Origin of the sequence: Buttiauxella brennerae ATCC 51605 (assembly GCF_001654925.1) — a bacterium.
Taxonomy (GTDB): Bacteria; Pseudomonadota; Gammaproteobacteria; order Enterobacterales; family Enterobacteriaceae; genus Buttiauxella; species Buttiauxella brennerae.
In genome coordinates this window covers 165558-186496 of record NZ_LXER01000005.1, presented here as the reverse complement: position 1 = coordinate 186496, position 20939 = coordinate 165558, and the positions used below count along the sequence as shown (strand labels likewise).

At 50.0% G+C, this 20939-nt stretch carries 22 protein-coding genes; 8 read left to right on the top strand and 14 right to left on the bottom strand.

The window, feature by feature from the left end; all coding sequences use genetic code 11:
- Positions 1-148 precede the first annotated feature (148 nt).
- Positions 149-715 (bottom strand): D-glycero-beta-D-manno-heptose 1,7-bisphosphate 7-phosphatase, encoded by a 567-nt coding sequence (gmhB, locus tag M975_RS01225; protein WP_064556845.1) that lies wholly within the window; start codon positions 713-715, stop codon positions 149-151.
- Between the two features lie 190 nt (positions 716-905).
- On the opposite strand from gmhB, the gene metN reads away from it, so the two are divergent.
- The 6 genes from metN to proS all read left to right on the top strand — a co-directional run bounded on the left by metN (position 906) and on the right by proS (position 6498).
- Entirely contained in the window at positions 906-1937 is a 1032-nt protein-coding gene (gene metN / locus M975_RS01220) for a methionine ABC transporter ATP-binding protein MetN (RefSeq protein WP_064516370.1), read from the top strand.
- Positions 1930-2583 carry a methionine ABC transporter permease MetI gene (locus M975_RS01215; RefSeq protein WP_064516368.1) on the top strand — a complete coding sequence of 218 codons (654 nt, stop codon included), beginning with the start codon at positions 1930-1932 and terminating at the stop codon, positions 2581-2583. Before metN ends, M975_RS01215 begins: the two co-directional genes overlap by 8 nt.
- Before the next feature lie 44 nt (positions 2584-2627).
- Positions 2628-3443, top strand: a complete 816-nt coding sequence (gene metQ, locus M975_RS01210) for a methionine ABC transporter substrate-binding lipoprotein MetQ (protein ID WP_064516366.1) — start codon at positions 2628-2630, stop codon at positions 3441-3443.
- Between the two features lie 114 nt (positions 3444-3557).
- Positions 3558-3962: an Rcs stress response system protein RcsF gene (rcsF, locus tag M975_RS01205; protein ID WP_064556842.1), complete on the top strand. Its 405-nt coding sequence runs from the start codon at positions 3558-3560 to the stop codon at positions 3960-3962.
- Positions 3959-4666: a tRNA (N6-threonylcarbamoyladenosine(37)-N6)-methyltransferase TrmO gene (gene tsaA / locus M975_RS01200; RefSeq protein ID WP_064556841.1), complete on the top strand. Its 708-nt coding sequence runs from the start codon at positions 3959-3961 to the stop codon at positions 4664-4666. Before rcsF ends, tsaA begins: the two co-directional genes overlap by 4 nt.
- A 113-nt stretch (positions 4667-4779) precedes the next feature.
- The gene (gene proS, locus M975_RS01195) at positions 4780-6498 is read left to right on the top strand and encodes a proline--tRNA ligase (RefSeq protein WP_064516359.1); all 1719 of its coding nucleotides are present in this window, start codon (positions 4780-4782) and stop codon (positions 6496-6498) included.
- Positions 6499-6562: 64 nt separating this feature from the next.
- Here the strand turns inward: proS and nlpE are convergent, their stop codons facing one another.
- Genes nlpE through M975_RS01180 form a run of 3 tightly spaced genes read right to left on the bottom strand, consistent with a single transcriptional unit; the run spans position 6563 to position 8258 of the window.
- Positions 6563-7258 (bottom strand): envelope stress response activation lipoprotein NlpE, encoded by a 696-nt coding sequence (gene nlpE / locus M975_RS01190; RefSeq protein ID WP_064556869.1) that lies wholly within the window; start codon positions 7256-7258, stop codon positions 6563-6565.
- A gap of 38 nt (positions 7259-7296) precedes the next feature.
- Complete coding sequence (arfB, locus tag M975_RS01185) at positions 7297-7716, bottom strand: alternative ribosome rescue aminoacyl-tRNA hydrolase ArfB (RefSeq protein ID WP_064556839.1); 420 nt, start codon at positions 7714-7716, stop codon at positions 7297-7299.
- On the bottom strand, positions 7716-8258 hold the full coding sequence (locus M975_RS01180; protein WP_064516355.1) for a YaeQ family protein: 543 nt from the start codon (positions 8256-8258) through the stop codon (positions 7716-7718). The genes arfB and M975_RS01180 overlap by 1 nt, the downstream gene beginning before the upstream one ends.
- A gap of 205 nt (positions 8259-8463) precedes the next feature.
- Here M975_RS01180 and M975_RS01175 point away from each other — a divergent pair, with 205 nt between their 5' ends.
- A complete protein-coding gene (locus tag M975_RS01175) occupies positions 8464-8664 on the top strand; it encodes a YaeP family protein (protein WP_034460828.1) in 201 nt (66 codons plus the stop codon).
- Positions 8651-8911, top strand: coding sequence for a Rho-binding antiterminator (rof, locus tag M975_RS01170; protein ID WP_034460830.1), 261 nt, complete (start codon positions 8651-8653; stop codon positions 8909-8911). Before M975_RS01175 ends, rof begins: the two co-directional genes overlap by 14 nt.
- A 48-nt stretch (positions 8912-8959) precedes the next feature.
- Here the strand turns inward: rof and M975_RS01165 are convergent, their stop codons facing one another.
- The 10 genes from M975_RS01165 to fabZ all read right to left on the bottom strand — a co-directional run bounded on the left by M975_RS01165 (position 8960) and on the right by fabZ (position 20867).
- Positions 8960-9271: a c-type cytochrome gene (locus M975_RS01165; protein WP_064556837.1), complete on the bottom strand. Its 312-nt coding sequence runs from the start codon at positions 9269-9271 to the stop codon at positions 8960-8962.
- The gene (gene tilS, locus M975_RS01160; RefSeq protein WP_064556867.1) at positions 9268-10578 is read right to left on the bottom strand and encodes a tRNA lysidine(34) synthetase TilS; all 1311 of its coding nucleotides are present in this window, start codon (positions 10576-10578) and stop codon (positions 9268-9270) included. The genes M975_RS01165 and tilS overlap by 4 nt, the downstream gene beginning before the upstream one ends.
- A 63-nt stretch (positions 10579-10641) precedes the next feature.
- The gene (locus M975_RS01155) at positions 10642-11031 is read right to left on the bottom strand and encodes a VOC family protein (protein WP_064556835.1); all 390 of its coding nucleotides are present in this window, start codon (positions 11029-11031) and stop codon (positions 10642-10644) included.
- 56 nt (positions 11032-11087) lie between these two features.
- Positions 11088-13229 carry a lysine decarboxylase LdcC gene (locus M975_RS01150; protein WP_064556832.1) on the bottom strand — a complete coding sequence of 714 codons (2142 nt, stop codon included), beginning with the start codon at positions 13227-13229 and terminating at the stop codon, positions 11088-11090.
- 155 nt (positions 13230-13384) lie between these two features.
- Positions 13385-14344, bottom strand: coding sequence for an acetyl-CoA carboxylase carboxyl transferase subunit alpha (gene accA / locus M975_RS01145; protein WP_064516346.1), 960 nt, complete (start codon positions 14342-14344; stop codon positions 13385-13387).
- 12 nt (positions 14345-14356) lie between these two features.
- Positions 14357-17839 (bottom strand): DNA polymerase III subunit alpha, encoded by a 3483-nt coding sequence (gene dnaE / locus M975_RS01140; RefSeq protein WP_064556830.1) that lies wholly within the window; start codon positions 17837-17839, stop codon positions 14357-14359.
- 38 nt (positions 17840-17877) lie between these two features.
- Entirely contained in the window at positions 17878-18474 is a 597-nt protein-coding gene (gene rnhB, locus M975_RS01135; RefSeq protein ID WP_064556828.1) for a ribonuclease HII, read from the bottom strand.
- Complete coding sequence (gene lpxB / locus M975_RS01130; protein WP_064556826.1) at positions 18471-19619, bottom strand: lipid-A-disaccharide synthase; 1149 nt, start codon at positions 19617-19619, stop codon at positions 18471-18473. The genes rnhB and lpxB overlap by 4 nt, the downstream gene beginning before the upstream one ends.
- On the bottom strand, positions 19620-20408 hold the full coding sequence (gene lpxA / locus M975_RS01125) for an acyl-ACP--UDP-N-acetylglucosamine O-acyltransferase (RefSeq protein WP_064556824.1): 789 nt from the start codon (positions 20406-20408) through the stop codon (positions 19620-19622).
- 3 nt (positions 20409-20411) lie between these two features.
- Complete coding sequence (gene fabZ / locus M975_RS01120; protein ID WP_064516336.1) at positions 20412-20867, bottom strand: 3-hydroxyacyl-ACP dehydratase FabZ; 456 nt, start codon at positions 20865-20867, stop codon at positions 20412-20414.
- Positions 20868-20939: the final 72 nt, after the last annotated feature.

Below are 20939 nucleotides of genomic sequence, written 5' to 3'. Positions count from 1 at the left end.
GCGTTTATTTTCGCTTTTCATCTGGCTGACGGGCCGGTTTGTAAGCCGTTGTGCCGTGTCAGTGGAGGCGCAGTATAGGGATTTTCTGGAAGCTGACAACCCCTATTTTTAAAATAATTACCAACCGCGTTCTTTTTAATCGTTCCGCTTATTTTTGGCGCGATTTTATCGCTTTTGGCAGGTCTGCGAGGCTATTAATGACAAAATCAGCCGCTGCTTCACTTTGTTCAGTGACTGGCTTGCCGGTACGAACCAACACTTTTGCCCCTACATGTGCCGCTGCAGCTGCCTGCATGTCTTCCAATTTGTCGCCAACCATATATGAAGAAGCCATATCTATATGAAGGAACTCTTGAGCGGAGAGCAACATGCCCGGGTGTGGTTTACGGCAATCACAGGTTTGGCGAAACTCTTCTACTATTGCCTCTGGGTGATGCGGGCAATAATAGATGCCATCAAGATCAACACCACGGTCTGCTAACGACCAGTCCATCCATTCAGTGAGATTTTCAAAATCATCTTCAGTAAACATGCCACGAGCAATGCCTGACTGGTTGGTGACGAGAACTAATGCATAGCCCATTGCCTTTAACTCACGCATTGCATCAATTACACCCTCAATGAACTCGAACTGGTCCACTTCATGAACGTAGCCATGATCCACATTAATGGTGCCATCACGATCGAGAAAAATAGCGGGAACAGACTGTGCCACTTGGAAACTCCTGAAACTGGGATTATTAGCTGTAGTATCGCATGATTTCTTATCCTCGCGGGAACAGACAATCATTCGCAGATTGATTTAGACGTCTGGATGCCTTAACATCCATATTGATGACGGTCATCGCCCGTTATCGGCAGCAGAAAATGCCACGGCTTACACTCATACGATAATAAATAACCTAATGATTAAACTTTCGAATATCACCAAAGTGTTCCAGCAAGGAAGCCGCAGCATACAGGCGCTGAATAATGTCAGCCTGCATGTTCCTGCTGGGCAAATTTATGGCGTGATCGGCGCATCAGGTGCAGGGAAAAGCACACTCATCCGCTGTGTAAACCTGCTCGAACGTCCAACTCAAGGTTCAGTACTGGTCGATGGCCAGGAGCTGACAACGCTTTCTGAAGGGCAACTGACTAAAGCTCGCCGCCAGATTGGCATGATTTTCCAGCACTTTAATTTGCTCTCTTCCCGTACTGTTTATGGCAACGTTGCATTGCCTTTAGAGCTGGACAATACGCCACGTGAAGAAATTAAGCGCCGCGTGTCTGAATTACTCGATTTAGTCGGCCTGAGCGAAAAGCACGATGCATACCCAGCTAACCTGTCCGGTGGGCAAAAGCAGCGTGTCGCGATTGCTCGCGCTCTGGCAAGTAATCCAAAAGTCCTGCTGTGCGATGAAGCCACCAGCGCACTCGATCCCGCAACGACACGCTCGATTCTGGAACTTCTGAAAGATATCAACCGCCGTCTTGGCCTGACTATTCTTTTAATTACTCATGAAATGGATGTTGTTAAACGCATCTGTGATTGCGTTGCGGTCATTAGCGACGGTGAGTTAATAGAACAAGACACCGTAAGCGAAGTGTTCTCTCATCCAAAGACACCGCTGGCACAACAGTTCATTCAATCCACTTTGCATCTGGATATTCCGGAAGATTACGCACAGCGTTTGAGCGCCGATAAAAGCGAAACAACGGTTCCTTTACTGCGCCTGGAATTTACCGGCCAGTCTGTTGATGCTCCGCTGCTTTCCGAAACCGCCCGCCGCTTTAATGTGAACAGCAATATCATAAGCGCGCAGATGGATTACGCTGGAGGCGTGAAGTTCGGCATTATGCTGTGTGAGTTGCACGGAGAACATCAAGATATGGACGCTGCTATCGCATACCTGCAGCAGCAACATGTAAAAGTAGAGGTGCTGGGTTATGTCTGAGCCAATGATGTGGTTACTGTTAAAAGGCGTTTATGAAACGCTGGCAATGACGTTTGTGTCTGGATTCTTTGGCTTCGTTCTTGGGTTGCCTGTTGGTGTGCTCCTCTATATTACACGTCCGGGGCAAATCAGCGCGAACGCGAAGGTTTATAACAGCCTTTCAGCGTTAGTGAATATCTTCCGTTCTATCCCGTTCATTATATTGCTGGTATGGATGATTCCATTTACTCGTACTATTGTCGGGACCTCAATTGGTCTGCAGGCTGCTATCGTGCCATTAACTGTAGGTGCCGCACCATTCATCGCACGTATGGTTGAAAACGCCTTGTTAGAAATCCCGTCGGGCCTGATTGAAGCTTCACGCGCAATGGGTGCTACACCAATGCAGATCATTCGCAAAGTTCTGTTGCCAGAAGCACTACCGGGTCTGGTGAATGCTGCAACCATCACGCTGATTACTCTGGTTGGCTATTCTGCTATGGGTGGTGCGGTTGGTGCCGGAGGCTTAGGTCAGATTGGTTATCAGTATGGTTATATCGGTTATAACGCTACCGTGATGAATACGGTATTAGTGTTATTGGTGGTATTAGTGTATTTAATTCAATTCTCAGGCGATCGTATCGTCCGGGCAGTGACTCACAAATAATACGTTCAACACAACATCGTTTTTACACATAGTAAGGAAGGGATATGTCTTTTAAATTTAAAACCTTTGCGGCAGTTGGTGCTCTGATTGGTTCTCTGGCACTTGTGGGTTGCGGTCAGGACGAGAAAGATCCAAACCATATTAAAGTTGGCGTCATCGTTGGTGCTGAACAGCAGGTTGCTGAAGTTGCGCAGAAAGTCGCAAAAGAGAAATATGGCCTGGATGTTGAGCTGGTTACCTTTAACGATTACGTTCTGCCTAACGAAGCACTGAGCAAAGGCGATATCGATGCTAACGCCTTCCAGCACAAACCATACCTGGATCAGCAGATCAAAGACCGTGGTTACAAACTGGTAAGCGTAGGCAACACATTCGTATACCCAATTGCTGGTTACTCCAAAAAAATCAAATCTCTGGATGAGCTGCAAACTGGTGCACAGGTCGCTTTGCCAAACGATCCAACTAACCTTGGCCGCTCTTTACTGCTGCTGCAAAAACAAGGTCTGATCAAACTGAAAGATGGTGTTGGCCTGCTGCCAACTGTTCTGGATGTCACCGAGAACCCTAAAAACCTGAAGCTGGTTGAGCTGGAAGCACCTCAGTTGCCACGTTCTCTGGACGATGCTCAGATTGCTCTGGCTATCATCAACACCACTTACGCAAGCCAGATTGGCCTGACTCCAGCGAAAGACGGTATCTTCGTTGAAGATAAAGACTCTCCATACGTGAACATGATCGTATCCCGTGAAGACAACAAAGACGCTGAAAATGTGAAGAAATTCGTTCAGGCTTACCAGTCTGACGAAGTTTACGAAGCAGCAAACAAAGTCTTCAACGGCGGCGCAGTAAAAGGCTGGTAAGTTTCCATTCTTCTATTTTTGCGTAAATAATCTAAGACGGGCTTATGCCCGTCTTGTTATTTGTGCGAGAGCTTGGTTCAATAATCGCGTTTTATCATTCATTGAGGAAAAATTATGCGTGCTTTACCGATCTGTTTATTAGCAGTCATGCTGAGCGGCTGTACGATGCTAAGCAGATCCCCTGTTGAACCTGTTAAAAGCACTGCAACAACACCGGTACCTGAGCCTGTTAAACCGAAGCCAGTTCGTCCGGCCCCCGTAAGAATTTATACTAATGCTGAAGAGTTAGTGGGTAAGCCTTTCCGCGATCTTGGCGAAGTCAGCGGCGATTCATGCCAGGTTAGCAATCAGGATTCGCCACCAAATATCCCAACAGCCCGTAAACGCTTGCAAGTTAACGCATCAAAAATGAAAGCAAACGCCGTGTTATTGCATAGCTGTGATGTTACCAGTGGTACTCCTGGGTGCTATCGTCAGGCCGTTTGTGTTGGGTCTGCGTTAAACGTTTCGGCAAAATGACAGCCTTTAGTTTTGAGCAAATCGGTGTTATTCACTCTCCTTATAAAGAGAAGTTTGCCGTTCCCCGCCAGCCTGGTTTAGTGACTGATGGCGGTGGCGAGCTGCATTTACTGCCTCCATATAATGTGGCAGATGCTGTTCGTGGTCTTGAAGGCTTTAGCCATCTATGGCTTTTGTTTGTCTTTCATCAAACGATGGAAGGTGGCTGGCGCCCGACGGTTCGCCCGCCGCGCCTGGGTGGGAATGCGCGTATGGGCGTCTTTGCTACTCGCTCGACCTTCCGCCCCAATCCCATTGGGATGTCGCTGGTTGAGCTAAAAGGTATTCGTTGCCAGAAAGATCAGGTCATTTTGCAGTTAGGCAGCCTGGATTTGGTCGACGGCACGCCGGTTGTCGATATCAAACCTTATTTGCCGTTTGCCGAAGCGATACCAGACGCCATGGCGGGTTATGCGCAGCATGCTCCCGCAGCCGATATGCCGGTTTACTTTACCGCTGAAGTGCAGCAGCAATTACCGGCGCTGGATAAACGTTACCCTTATATTGAGCGTTTCATCCGCCAGGTGCTCGCACAAGATCCTCGTCCAGCCTATCGTAAGACAGAAGATACAGGTAAAACATACGCCGTTTTATTGCTGGATTTTAACGTTCGTTGGCGTGTGACCGACGAAGGTTCAGAAGTGTTTGCAATTGAGACCCGTTAATTTATCGCCCTTCTCTTTTGACATCCCTGCCACACTGGTAAACTAAAACACTTATTTTGCATCAGGCTACTCAGGTAGCCAGTTATCTGCCGTTCAAATGGAACCGTAACAACATGCGTACTAGCCAATATCTGCTCTCCACACTGAAGGAGACACCAGCCGACGCTGAGGTCATCAGCCACCAACTGATGCTGCGTGCCGGGATGATCCGCAAACTCGCTTCTGGTTTGTATACCTGGTTGCCGACCGGTCTGCGCGTCCTGAAAAAAGTCGAAAACATCGTGCGTGAAGAGATGAACAACGCCGGTGCCATCGAGATGTGCATGCCCGTGGTTCAGCCCGCAGATTTGTGGCAGGAGAGCGGTCGTTGGGAACAGTATGGCCCAGAGCTGCTGCGTTTTGTTGATCGCGGCGATCGTCCATTTGTTCTCGGCCCAACTCACGAAGAAGTCATCACTGACCTGATTCGTAATGAGCTGAGCTCTTACAAACAACTGCCACTGAACTTCTTCCAGATCCAGACTAAGTTCCGTGACGAAGTGCGCCCACGTTTCGGCGTCATGCGTTCCCGTGAATTCCTGATGAAAGATGCTTACTCTTTCCATACTTCTCAGGAATCCCTGCAGGAAACTTATGATGCAATGTATCAAGCCTACAGCAAAATCTTCACCCGTATGGGTCTGGATTTCCGCGCAGTAGAAGCAGATACCGGTTCTATTGGTGGCAGCGCATCTCACGAATTCCAGGTACTGGCACAGAGCGGTGAAGATGATGTTATCTTCTCAACTGATTCTGATTTCGCCGCGAATATTGAATTTGCTGAAGCCGTTGCTCCAGCAGGTGGTCGTGCTGCACCCACTGTTGAAATGACGCAGATCGATACGCCGAATGCAAAAACCATCGCCGAGTTGGTTGAGCAGTTCAATCTGCCAGTTGAAAAAACAGTGAAGACTTTGATGGTCAAAGCAACTGAAGGTAGCGCTTATCCGCTGGTTGCTCTGCTGGTTCGTGGCGATCATGAACTGAACGAAGTTAAAGCAGAAAAACTGCCGCAAGTTGCCAGCCCACTGACTTTCGCGACCGAAGAAGAAATTCGTGCCGTCGCTAAAGCAGGTCCAGGTTCACTTGGCCCAATTAATCTGCCAATCCCTGTCGTTATCGACCGTACCGTTGCCGCAATGAGTGATTTCGCGACGGGCGCAAACATCGACGGTAAACACTTCGTTGGCGTTAACTGGGAACGCGATGTTGCGCTGCCAGAAGTTGCTGATATTCGTAACGTGGTGGAAGGCGATCCTAGCCCGGACGGTAAAGGCACTCTGCTGATTAAACGCGGTATCGAAGTGGGTCATATCTTCCAGCTCGGCACCAAGTATTCTGAAGCAATGAAAGCCTCTGTTCAGGGTGAAGATGGCCGTAACCAGACACTGACCATGGGTTGCTACGGTATCGGTGTGACTCGCGTAGTGGCTGCTGCAATCGAGCAGAACAACGACGAGCGCGGCATTGTCTGGCCAGATGCGATTGCACCTTTCCAGGTTGCGATTCTGCCGATGAACATGCACAAATCTTTCCGCGTGAAAGAACTTGCTGAAGAGCTGTACTCAACTCTGCGTGCCAAAGGCATCGACGTATTAATGGATGACCGTAAAGAGCGTCCAGGCGTGATGTTTGCCGATATGGAACTGATTGGTATTCCACACACTGTCGTTATCGGCGATCGCAACCTTGATAGCGAAGAAGTTGAATACAAAAACCGCCGTGCAGGCGAGAAGCAGATGATCAAAACCAGCGAAATCATTGATTTCTTGTTGGCACAGATTCCACGCTAAGTCTGACGCATAAAGAAAAAGCCCCGCTAAGCAATTAGCGGGGCTTTTTTATATCCACGGTTTATCAATCGTGACAGCTTTTCTTAGGCTCAAATTTAGCTGTTCTGTCAGCAACGACTGTTTTCTTCAACTCGCCGCTATCTGGTGATGCCTGCAAGGTAAAGTGCGCATCAACCACCAGCAACACCGGCTGGTAATCCTCACCCCGCGCTGCCGCATATCCACGTTCCAGTTCTGCGTTACTGGCCACAGGGAATGTTTTCCCGGTGGTGCAATCCTGGAAAATTGCCGCATCAGCCATATATTTGTACATGCCTTTCATGGTCATTGGCGTTGCAGGTAATGCTTCTTTACTCGGCGTCAGAGTGTAATTGAGCAGAGACTCAATCGAATTACCTGCCCTGTCCAACATCTCCAGGTTATCGCCTTTCGGGCGGAAATAGAGCTTTTCACCGTCACGTTCAGTGAGAACAAGTTTATCCGCCGTGCGCGCCCAGCTACCGTAAGATGCAAATACTGCCGGTTCTTTCGCGCCCTGATAACGTTGGTTCATCACCCAGGTGCCGTCTTTTTCCAAAAACAGCGACGTTTCAATCCCTGAACAATCCGCGCAAGGTAAAACCCCTTTATAACTTTGCTGCATTGGCTGTAGTTCTGCGGCTTGAGCCGGCTGTAACGTTTGAACTTCAGCCCGGTTATTACAACCAAAAAGTGCAAACAAGCTGAATACGGCAACTGCCGACAATAGAATCTTTTTCACCATCTCTTCCCTCTTCTGGTCAATATCTTTGCCGTTCGTCACTCAGGGCGACGGACTTTTCCACGCAATGATTTCGTCGTTGATTTTTGTGATTTCGATGCCAGACGACGCTCTTTTGACGCGCGCGTAGGTCGCGTCGCTCGTCGGCTTTTCTGCTCAACGGTTAATTCCTGAATCAATGAAATAAGCCGTGCGACTGCCGCTTCACGGTTCATTTCCTGACTACGGTATTCTTGTGCCTTAATAATCACCACGCCATCAGGCGTAATCAGATGGTGACTTGCCGCCAGTAAGCGTTCTTTATAATACTCTGGCAGGCTGGAGGCACGAATGTCAAAACGCAAATGGATAGCTGTTGAGGTTTTATTCACATGCTGACCGCCCGCTCCCTGCGCGCGGATAGCTGTAATAGTGACCTCAGTGTCCGGTATAGCTACCGTTCGTGACACCACTATCATCAATGATGCTGCCAGGCCGTGAAATGAATTTCGAGATTATTCTCAGCATCAGATAACCAGATAGCGCCATCCTGAATGGTAGCCTGCAAGTTCATCGAACGTGTACCAAACTCACACAGCTTCGCCAGTTGCTCATCATCCAGATACCAGATAGACAAGTTTTGGTATTGCTTGAGTTTGTTCTGATGCTGCTGCCACCAGACTTCCGCAGCACGGCTGTTATAGGTAAACAGCGCCACTTGCGCTGATTGGCTACAGGCTTTTTTCAGGCGTTTTTCTTCTGGCAGGCCCAGCTCAATCCACAGGTCGATACCCATATGATCGTTACGCTGCCAGATTTCCGGCTCGTCTTCAGCACTTAAACCACGGCTGAATTGCAGGCGCTCGTTGGCGTATTTAATCCATGCCAGCAAACGCAGCATCATACGTTCTTGCGTTTCCGAAGGATGGCGCGCAAGCGTCAGGTTGCTATCCAGGAATTGATTGCGATCGAGATCGGCAACATTCACCATCGCTTTATAGATTGTCGCTTTTAACGCCATCACACTTCTCCGAACTCAATAAGGCGCTCATTGTAACGAAAACCCCGCAAAAACGCTGTTATGTATTCACTCAAGTAGCGAGTTGGTCTGCTGATATCGGTTTCACTGCTGTGGTATAGTCACCTTGCTAAACAGAGTTTATCTTCGTAGGCTTAACTGGCATCACACGATTAAGTCTGAGTTCGGGACTCTGAAAGGAGGGCGTGTGGAAAAGTATTGTGAATTAGTACGGCGGCGCTATGCGGAAATAGCCAGCGGAGATTTGGGTTACATTCCCGATGCACTGGGTTGCGTATTGAAAGTGCTGAATGAAGTGGCTTCCAACGAAGCACAACCAGAATCGATTAGGGAACAGGCGGCGTATGCTGCCGCGAACTTACTGGTGAGCGATTATGTCAATGAATGATGCCTATCAACCCATCAATTGTGATGATTATGACAATCTCGAGCTCGCCTGCCAGCATCACTTATTATTGACGCTGGAGTTAAAGAGCGGAGAAGTTTTCAAGGCGAAAGCCAGTGACCTGGTGTCTCGTAAAAACATCGAATATTTGATTCTCGATGATGCCGGAGCCACTCGCGAAGTTCGTCTCGATAAAATTACCAGCTTCAGCCATCCTGAAATTGGTACTGTCGTAGTTAGCGAGTCCTGATACGCAAAGTATCCGCATACGCGGGCAGCCATGAGCTGCCCGTTTTTTTTACGGTTTCATTGAGGCGTAGTAAGCCGCCAGATTACTGATATCTTCATTGGAAAGGCCGCTCACATAAGCCTTCATCACTTCCGCTTGCCCACCGCTACGCTCACCTTTTTTATATGCCTTCAACGAGTGTTCAAGATACGCCTCGTTTTGCCCGGCAAGATTCGGGTACATCGGCACGGAAACTTTCCCCGTCGCACCGTGGCAGGCCACACACATCATTGCTTTCAGCTCACCAGCGGCTGCGTCACCTTTTGCCAGTACCGATTGGCTACACAACAACACTCCAGCCAAAATAATCATTCTTTTCATTTTTGATTCTCCTTTTGCCAGTCGACACGCCAGCATGATTGTTCCGTTGCAATGCCTTCCCGAGTGACAAAAACACCCAGTGCTGCAATTAATTGCTCACCATAAAATAGCAGCGGCGTTCTTTCGCGCAGCCAGGGTGGAATACCTGACTCCTGCCAGATTTTTTTCAAGCTTCGGCCACGTTCGCGCCCAACAATATGGAACTGCCCGGAAGCCTTAAAGCGCACGGTCACAGACTCGTTATCGTGAGGTACCCGAATTTCCTGCCCAATAGATCTACATAGAAGTGTGCCCAGGCCGTCAGGCAACGTCAGTGGTGCAAAAGGTGCCGGCCAGGAAATGATTTCATCACCCAATCCGTTCATCAAAGGCAGCCAGTACAGTGACCCCTGATAACGGCGAACTTCGTAAGCGCCAAATCTCAGGCGGGGAGTGGCATCGTCACGGCTGGTCGCGACTTCGCCCCACAAGCGCGCCAAAGCTGCCCGTGATGGCATGGCGGCTTTTTGCCGGGCAAACCAACGGCGTAACAACGCGGCACGTCGGATATCGCTCAGGGACAGCAGAGGCTCAATCAGTAATGAACCATCGTCCTGAATCAGCGCATTGAGTTGTTCGGCAAGTAATTCATCAAGTAACTGCTCTTGCTCACCACACAGTTCAGCGCTACGAGCAACGCTTTGCGGGAAATGCGGCCAGCGCTGCTGGATTTCAGGAATGACCCGCAACCTCAAGAAATTCCGGTCGTAGCTATCATCCTGATTACTTTCGTCTTCTATCCACGTTAACTGGTGTTCATTCGCCCACGCTTCCAGATCTTTGCGCGTTTGCCCCAGAAGCGGCCGGATTAATTCTGTCTCACCAAACGACAAACGTTCTGGCATTGCGGCCAGTCCCGCAGGGCCACTCCCCCGCTTCAGGGCAAGTAAAAACGTTTCACACTGGTCATCAAGGTGCTGCGCCGTTAGCAACACTTCGTCTGACCGTATTGTTTCAGCCAGCGCCTGATAACGTGCTGCTCGCGCATGGGCTTCAAGGCCCAATCCCTCGTCTGCCAGTTTTACGCGTTTGACTTCAATCGGCACGTTCCATTGCTCACAGACTTGCTGGCAATGTTCTGCCCATTCATCAGCATAAGGGCTTAAACCATGATGAATATGCATGGTGCGAATCTGGAGGTTTGCGGCCTGCGTATCACGAAGCGTAACCAACTGATGGAGCAAAACCGTGGAATCCAGGCCACCACTAAACGCCACCAGCAAATTCGGGTGCGGTTGCAATAATTTGATGAGAGGACGAAGTGGCATAGTCAGTAACTTGAATAAGGTTTTGCCCGGCACGTTACCGGGCTACGAGAAGAGAGGCAAGCGTTACTGCTGGTATAGCTCAAGAGGCAAGCCATCGGGGTCGTTAAAGAAAGTAAAACGCTTATTGGTGAAAGGATCGATACGAACCGGCTCACACTTCACACCATGCTTCTCAAGGTGAACAATCGAGCTGTCGATATCGTTAACGCTAAACGCCAGATGACGTAACCCACAAGCCTCCGGGCGACTCGGCCTTGCTGGCGGGAACGGGAAGGAAAATAGCTCAATGGCATATTGCCCGTTCAATGCCAAATCACCTTTCCATGAATCCCGTTCTTCACGATAGGCTTCCGCTTGCAGCGTAAAGCCAAGAATATCGCAGTAGAAATGCTTACTGGTTGGGTAATCCGACGCGATGATAGCGATGTGGTGAACTTGCTTTAAACCCAGCATAAATGCTCCTTTGTCTTTTTCGCACGGTAACTATCATGCATCGGTAAATCAATACGCTACACCGATTTTAGGACTCGTACTCTATAGATGCCATCCTCACCCAGTTTGGCTCCGTGAATGTCGGTTTCAAACCCAGGATAGTGCTCTCCCACAGAACACAGCATCAGCAGGAAATCGAGCACTGCCCGACTTTCATTGGTGATCATCTCACCAGGCATCACCACTGGCACACCGGGTGGATACGGCAGGATCATGTTTGCTGAAACGCGATTAAGCAATTGTTCGATTTCTACCGTTTCAACGTTACCTTTCACTTGCTGTTGATACGCCTTGTGCGGCGTCATTTTCATTTCCGGGAGCACATCAAAAGCACGCAGCATCAGGTCAGAAAGATTGTGCTGCTTAATCAATTTGTGGATGCCTTGCGCCAGGTCCTGGATACGCATATTGCGATAAAAATCAGGATCTTCAGCATACAAATCCGGCAGCATGTTTTTCACACGCAAATTGAGGTCGTACGAGCGTTTAAACTCCGTCAAACCACGCAACAAACTTAACGCCTTGGTTTTGTCTATCCCAATGCTGAACAGGAACAACAGGTTATATGGCCCTGTTTTTTCGACGACCACACCGCGTTCATCAAGGAACTTCGCCACCAGTGCCGCGGGAATGCCCTCATCAGCCATCGTCCCTAACTCATCCATGCCTGGCGTCAGAATGGTGACTTTTATCGGGTCGAGGTACATATGGTCAGCGTCGGCATCTTTGAAACCGTGCCAGTTCTCTTCGCCTGGCGAAATCGGCCAGCAGGCGGCTTCATCAATAAATTCCGGCTGCCAGATATCGAAAAACCAGTCCTCTGACTCTTCTCGCAGGCGCTGAACTTCACGACGGAAATGCAGCGCACGCTCTACCGAACGGTTAATCAACCGCTTGCCGGGGTTGCCTCGCAGCATTGCTGCCGCCGTTTCAATGGATGCCACCAGCGGATAACTTGGCGATGTAGTGGTATGCATCATGTAGGCTTCGTTGAAAGTTTCCTCGTCGTAGTCACCTTTGATATGAATGAGGGATGCCTGCGACAACGCTGCCAGTAATTTGTGTGTGGACTGGGTTTCGTAAATCACTTTCCCCGGCACGCGATCGCCACTCATGCCGCTTTTACCCTGATAAATAGCGTGGAAGTTGGTGTACGGCACCCAGGCGGAATCAAAGTGGATCGAGGGTACATCGAGAGTCTGTTTGATAAATTCGGTGTTATACAGCAAGCCATCGTAAGTCGAGTTGGTGATAACCGCATGCACCGGCCACTGGGCATTTTCCGTCGCAGCAACTTTCGCCTCGATACTCTCACGCATAAATTCACGCTGCGGAATGCCGCCCAAAATCCCCAGCGCGTTGCGTGTCGGTTTTAACCAGATGGGTACCAGGTCGGTCATCATCAGCAAATGGGTCAGCGATTTGTGGCAGTTACGGTCAATCAGCACCGTGCTGCCGGAAGGTGCGGCGTACATACCCACGATTTTATTCGACGTGGATGTACCGTTAGTCACCATGTAACTCTGTTCCGCACCAAAAGTACGGGCGATATATTCCTCAGCTTCCAGATGTGGGCCAGTGTGATCGAGTAACGATCCCAGTTCCGTCACCGAAATAGAGACATCCGCTTTAAGCGTGTTCGCACCAAAGAAGTCATAGAACAAACAGCCAACCGGGCTTTTCAGATAGGCGGTGCCCGCCATATGCCCCGGCGTGCAGAAGGTATATTTCCCTTCGTTCACGTAGTTGAACAATGCTTTGGTTAACGGCGGGGTGATGTTATCGAGATATTCATTGGTGTACTGACGGATGCGCAGGGCGATATCGTCTGCTGCACTGAGGGCGTATTCAAAGAACCACAGCGCCATGCGCATTTCGTTGACGCTGACATCCAGCGAAGAGTGCGTGTTGATAAACGCATACAACGGCAGATATTCATTCAGCGCATTAATTTCGCTGCATAAATCCAGGCTGTATTCATCCCAGTCAAAAATGACGCCGCAGATACGCGGGTTATGTTCGATAAGTTTCAGCAGGTCTGTACTGTTGGTCGGGTAAATCAGGCGAAAACCCTGAACTTCCAGCGCCTGGTGGAGTTCTTTGATTGGCTCGTCTTTGTAGAAAACGCCATGCGGTCCCATGATTGCAATAATATTCAACGCTTACCTCCTGGAAAAAAACCTTCAGGTAAGCATAGTTTATTGAAAAGTGGCTGAGGACAAGTGCAGAGGTGTAAAGCTTCTTAAAGTGTGGGATTCAGATAATAAAAAAGGCCAGAATTTCTTCTGACCTTCTTCTTCAGAGCATCACGCTATTATGCGTAACCGTAACTCATCAGACGGTGATAACGACGAGCCAACAGCTCTTCGGTATTCAACACGTCCAGATCGGCAAGATCGGCCAGCAATTGCGCTTTCAGTGAAGCGGCCATTGCTTCCACGTTACGGTGTGCACCGCCCAGTGGTTCAGGGATCACGGAATCAATCAGCTTCAGCTCTTTCAGGCGTGGTGCAATGATACCCATCGCTTCTGCAGCGATTGGTGCCTTATCAGCACTTTTCCACAGAATTGATGCACAGCCTTCCGGAGAGATAACGGAATAGGTGCTGTACTGCAGCATATTCACTTTATCGCCCACGCCAATTGCCAACGCACCACCAGAACCACCTTCGCCGATTACGGTACAGATGACCGGCACTTTCAGGCCAGACATTTCACGTAAGTTACGAGCGATAGCTTCTGACTGGCCGCGTTCTTCCGCACCCACACCAGGATAAGCCCCAGGGGTGTCGATGAAGGTAATGATTGGCATTTTGAAACGCTCAGCCATTTCCATCAAACGCAGTGCTTTACGGTAGCCTTCTGGTGCCGGCATACCGAAGTTACGGCGGATTTTCTCTTTAGTCTCACGGCCTTTCTGATGGCCAATGACCATAACAGGACGACCATCAAGACGCGCAATGCCACCAACAATAGCTTTATCGTCAGCATACGCACGGTCACCCGCAAGTTCATCGAACTCATCAAAAGCGAGACGCAGATAATCAAGCGTATACGGGCGCTGCGGGTGACGCGCCAGTTGAGCAATCTGCCATGCTCCTAAATCGGCGAAAATTTTACGTGTGAGTTCTACGCTTTTTTCACGCAGACGCTGCACTTCTTCGTCGAGATTAATATCTAACTTTTCGTCCTGACGGCTAACTGCAGTCAGGGAATCAATTTTCGCTTCCAGCTCTGCAATCGGCTGTTCAAAATCGAGGAAATTCAGACTCATAATATTCCTGTATTAGTCAAACTCCAGTTCCACCTGCTCCGATCCTATCAGCGTGCGAAGCTCATTGAGCAAACGATCGCTTGGGGATACACGCCATGCTGCGCCAAAACGCAAACGCGCACGTGCATCCGCTCTCTGATAGTAGAGATGTACTGGAATGGTCCCCGAACGATGGGGTTCCAGAGACTGACGGAGACGGTTCAAAAGCTGGTCATCAATTTGCCTGTCCGTCAGCGAGATAGCAAGCCCACGCGCATACTTTTCGCGGGCCTCGTCTATATCCATAACTTCGCGAGCAGTCATTTTAAGGCCACCGCTGAAGTCATCAAAGCTGACCTGTCCGCTGACGATCAGGATACGGTCTTTTTCCAACAGATGCTGGTACTTTTCTAACGCATCTGTGAATAGCATCACTTCCAGGCGACCAGAACGGTCATCCAGAGTACAGATGCCAATGCGATTGCCGCGCTTGGTAACCATCACCCGCGAAGCAATCACCAGACCCGCAGCTGTGGTCATTTTACCACGTTCTGTCGGGTGCATCTCTTTCAGGCGCATGCCACCGACATAGCGCTCAATTTCTTTCAGATACTGGGTAATAGGATGCCCCGTCAGGTATAACCCTAACGTTTCACGCTCACCATCCAGCACCACTTGTTCAGGCCATTGCATTACGCTGGCGTAGGACTGCTCAACCTGCTCAGGTTCATCGGCCAATACACCGAACATATCCACCTGGCCGATGGCTTCGGCTTTCGCATGTTGGTCAGCCGCTTTAAGTGCATCAGGCAACGCATTCATCAGTGCTGCACGATGCGGCCCAAGGCGGTCAAACGCCCCGGACATCACTAATTTTTCAAGAATGCGTTTATTGAGTTTTTTAACGTCAGCACGCGCACACAGGTCGAACAGCTCGCGGAAATAACCTCCCTCGTTACGCGCTTCAATTATCGCTTCAATCGGGCCTTCACCAACACCTTTAATCGCGCCGATACCATATACGATTTCCCCGTCGTCATTAACGTGGAAATGGTACAGCCCGGAGTTAATATCCGGTGGCAGAATTTTCAGGCCCATGCGCCAACATTCATCCACCAGGCCGACGATTTTCTCGGTGTTATCCATATCAGCGGTCATCACCGCCGCCATAAACTCTGCCGGATAGTGCGCTTTTAGCCACAGTGTCTGGTAAGAAACCAGGGCATAAGCGGCCGAGTGAGATTTGTTAAACCCATAACCGGCAAATTTCTCTACCAGGTCGAAGATCTTAATCGCCAGTTCACCATCAATGCCACGAGATTTCGCACCATCTTCAAAACCGCCACGCTGCTTCGCCATTTCGACCGGGTTCTTTTTACCCATCGCACGACGTAGCATATCCGCACCACCGAGCGAGTAACCCGCCAGCACCTGCGCAATCTGCATAACCTGTTCTTGATACAGGATAATGCCGTAGGTCGGTTCAAGTACCGGTTTCAGGCTTTCATGCTGCCATTGAATATCCGGGTAAGAGATGGCTTCACGCCCGTGTTTACGGTCGATAAAGTTATCAACCATGCCCGATTGCAGCGGGCCGGGGCGGAACAGCGCAACCAGTGCGATCATATCTTCGAAGCAGTCAGGCTGCAGACGTTTGATAAGATCTTTCATGCCGCGGGATTCTAACTGGAACACCGCAGTGGTTTCCGAGCGTTGCAGCATGTCGAAGCTTTTCTTGTCTTCGAGCGGGATTGCCGCGATATCAATCGGTTCTAAACCTTGCTTTGCCCGGCGCGGGTTGATCATCTTCAACGCCCAGTCGATGATGGTCAGCGTACGCAAGCCGAGGAAGTCGAACTTCACCAGGCCCGCATATTCCACATCGTTTTTATCGAACTGGGTGACCGGGTTTTGGCCCTGGTCATCGCAATAGAGCGGAGCAAAGTCAGTAATTTTGGTTGGTGCAATAACCACTCCGCCAGCATGTTTACCGGCGTTACGCGTGACACCTTCAAGCTTACGCGCCATATCAATAAGCGCTTTAACTTCTTCGTCAGCTTCATACATTTCGGGAAGCTGCGGTTCAACTTCAAACGCTTTGGCAAGCGTCATGCCAGGATCTGGCGGGATCAGTTTAGAAATACGATCGACAAAACCGTATGGATGCCCCAGTACACGGCCCACATCGCGGATAACCGCTTTTGCCGCCATGGTACCGAAGGTAATAATCTGTGATACTGCTTCGCGCCCGTACATTTCGGCGACGTGGTCGATAACCCAATCGCGTTTTTCCATGCAGAAGTCGATATCGAAGTCGGGCATCGATACACGTTCCGGGTTAAGGAAACGTTCGAACAGCAGGTCAAACTCAAGCGGATCAAGATCGGTAATCTTCAGAGCATAAGCCACCAGTGAACCCGCACCAGAACCACGGCCAGGCCCTACCGGCACGCCGTTGTCTTTGGACCACTGGATAAATTCCATCACGATCAGGAAGTATCCCGGGAACCCCATCTGGTTAATAACTTTTAGCTCAATATCCAGACGCTCGTCGTACGGCTGCCTTTTCGCCGCACGCTCTTCAGGATCTTTGAACAAGAATTCCAGACGATCTTCGAGCCCTTCTTTAGACTTCATCACCAGGAAGTCTTCGGTGGACATATCACCGGTTGGGAATTGTGGTAGGAAATACTCACCCAGGCGCACGGTAACGTTACAACGCCTGGCGATTTCTACGCTGTTTTCCAGCGCTTCCGGGACGTCCGAAAACAGCTCGCACATCTCCTCTTCGGTACGCAGATACTGCTGCGAAGAGTAATTACGCGGGCGTTTAGGATCATCAAGGGTAAAGCCATCGTGGATAGCAACGCGGATTTCATGTGCATCAAAATCTGTAGACTCAATGAATCTTACGTCGTTCGTTGCAACAACCGGCAAACCACGTTCATCCGCTAAAGCGACGGCGGCATGCAAATAGCTTTCTTCGTCAGGACGACCAGTACGAATCAGTTCCAGATAGAAGCGATCGGCAAAATATTGCTGATAAAATTCCAAGCACAGATCAAGCTGTGCTGTATTTCCACGCAACAAGTTTTTGCCAATATCCCCCATGCGCCCACCTGAAAGAAGGATCAGCCCTTCATTCAGTTCGGCAAGCCAGGCTCGGTCGATAATGGGGCCCGCAGCACCGTAACCACGCTGGTATGCCTTAGAGATGAGCAATGTCAGGTTTTGATAACCGACATTGTTTGCAGCAAGTACGGTTAAATGGCTGAGTTCATCACCCAACAATTCATTCGCAACGTTAAAATCAGCACCAATGATCGGCTTAAGCCCTGCGCCGTGCGCAGCACCATAGAATTTCACCAGCCCGCAGAGGTTGGTAAAATCAGTGATAGCAATTGCTGGCATACCCATCGCCGCGGCTTTCTTCACCAGCGGTGCTGTTTTTGCCAGGCCATCAACCATGGAGTAGTCGCTGTGCACCCTAAGGTGTACGAAACGTGGTTCAGCCATTTCTCATTCCGTTTAGATGTGTAACGTACGTCCGCAAATCAGGACGCCAGTCCGAGAGCGCGTTTGACCGGAGCAAAGCTACGACGATGGTGTTCAGTCGCACCATGCTCTGCCAACTTTTCCAGATGGAAAGCTGTGGGGTAGCCCTTATGTTGGGCAAAACCGTATTGCGGGAAAAAGAGATCAAGCTCTGCCATTTCACGATCGCGCGTCACTTTGGCAATTATTGATGCCGCACTGATTTCTGCAACCCGACTGTCACCTTTAACCACTGCCAGAGAAGGCATCGGTAATGCAGGGCAGCGGTTGCCATCAATCAGTACATATTCTGGAACCACGCAAAGGCCTGCAACCGCACGCTGCATCGCAAGCATTGTGGCGTGCAAAATATTTAGCTGGTCAATCTCTTCCGGCTCAGCACGCCCAAGACTCCAGGACAGCGCTTTTTCGACGATTTCATCATAAAGCGCGTTGCGGCGTTTTTCAGAAAGCTTCTTCGAGTCGGCAAGGCCAATGATAGGCTTCGCCGGGTCGAGGATCACCGCAGCGGTGACGACTGCACCAACCAGCGGGCCACGGCCGACTTCATCAACACCCGCAACCAGGTGCGTATGAGGATAAATAAATTCAATCATTGTGCGAGCTCCAGCACAGCATCGGCCGCCTGTTCATCGGCATTACAACGAATCTGCTGATGCAGTTCGCGGAAGGTGTCATGCATTTGGTGGCTCTGCGCGCCGTCTTCCAGCAACGGACCTAGCGCCTGCGCAAGTGCATTTGGCTCGCACTCTTCCTGCAGCAATTCTTTAACCAGTTCACGGCCAGCCAGTAGATTTGGCAGTGAAACGTAATCGGTTTTCACCAGTCGTTTCGCCAGCCAGAAAGTAAATGGCTTCATGCGATAGCCCACCACCATCGGGCATTTCGCCAGCATGCACTCAAGTGCCGCAGTACCTGATGCCAGCAATGCGGCATCGCTTGCCACCATCGCTTCGCGACCTTGCCCATTGAGCAAATGCATCGTCAGGTCAGGCGCGACTTCTGCTTTGATACGCTCAAACTGCTCACGGCGTTTGGCATTAACCAAAGGAACGACAATTTCGAGCCCCGGGAAACGCTCACGCAGCAAAAGAGCTGTTTTCAGGAAATCCGCGCTGAGCATTTCAACTTCTGCTCCACGGCTCCCCGGTAATAGCGCCAGGCATTTCGCATCAGGGGAAATACCCAGAGTCGCGCGGGCGGCATTTTTATCAGGATCAAGCGGCATGGCATCCGCCATGGTATGACCGATAAACCGGCACGGAACATTAAATCTATCGTAAAACGCTTTTTCGAAAGGCAGAAATGCGAGCACTAAATCCGTTGCTCTGCCAATTTTGAAAACGCGTTTTTGCCGCCATGCCCAAACGGAAGGGCTGACGTAATGAATGGTGCGAATACCCTGCTTCTTAAGATTGCCTTCGAGCGTGATGTTGAAATCAGGCGCATCGATGCCGACAAAAACGTCTGGCTGCAATTCAGTGAAACGGCGCGTGAGATCGGCTCGGATATGCAATAAGCGACGCAGGCGACCAAGCACTTCAACAATGCCCATCACCGCCAGCTCTTCCATCTCATACCAGGCTTCACAGCCTTCAGCCTGCATCAGAGGCCCGGCAACACCAACAAAGCGAGCATCAGGATGACGAGCTTTCAGAGCACGAATCAGACCAGCACCAAGAATATCGCCGGAAGTTTCTCCGGCGACCAGGGCAATCGTAAGCGGACGACCAGGTTTCATTTAGCGAATCAGACCACGAGTTGAACGTTCAAAGAATTCAACAAATGCGTTCACTTCTGGATGCTGCTCGGCAAGCTGAGCAATCTCAGGCTTAGCTTCTTCGAAAGTTTTCCCGCTGCGGTAGAGAATTTTATACGCGTTGCGAACAGCGTGAATAGCTTCTCTGGTAAAGCCGCGGCGTTTAAGCCCTTCGATGTTGACGCCAAACGGCGTCGCGTGGTTGCCCTGCGCGATAACATACGGTGGAACATCTTGTGCCACACCGGAACAACCACCCACCATCACGTGTGCACCGATAATGCAGAACTGGTGCACAGCGGTCATGCCACCAATGATGGCAAAATCATCAACGGAAACGTGACCGGCAAGTGTTGCGTTATTTGCGAGGATACAGCGGTTGCCGACTGTACAGTCATGCGCCACGTGAGCGTTGACCATCAGCAGGTTATCGCTACCCACCTTCGTCAAACCACCGCCCTGCTCTGTTCCGCGATGGATAGTGACGCTTTCACGAATGCGGTTGCGATCGCCAATTTCCACACGAGTCGGTTCACCAGCATATTTAAGATCCTGGTTAACTTCACCAATGGACGCGAACTGATAAATCTCGTTATCACGGCCAATAGTCGTATGACCATTTACCACAACATGGGATTTCAGAACGGTACCGTCACCGATCTCAACATGCGGACCAACAATACAAAACGGACCAATATGGACGTTAGCACCAATAACAGCACCGTCTTCCACAATGGCTGATGGATGAATAAAGGCGGATTTATCAATCACGTATTAACTCTCCCGGCTGCGGGCACACATCATAGTTGCTTCGCAGACAATTTTACCGTCAACAGTTGCCACGCCTTTAAAGCGCGTCAAACCACGGCGGGTTTTCTCGAAAGTAACTTCCATGACCATCTGGTCACCAGGTACGACAGGACGTTTGAAACGCGCTTCATCGATACCAGCAAAGTAATAAAGCTCACCAGGTTCCAGTTTACCTACGCTTTTAAACGCAAGAATACCGGTGGCTTGCGCCATCGCTTCAAGAATCAGCACACCCGGGAAAATCGGTTTACCAGGGAAGTGGCCCTGGAAAAACGGCTCGTTTACAGTGACATTTTTTACTGCACGTAAAAAACGCCCTTCTTCAAAATCCAGCACGCGGTCTACCAGCAAGAACGGGTAACGGTGCGGCAGAAGTTCTAAAATCTCTTCGATGTGCAGAGTATGAGTGTCGGTAGTCAAGATACTCTTCCTGTCTAAATGTACCAAATGACAATAATAACACGGCCTGCGACTATCTCGGGATAGTTAGCA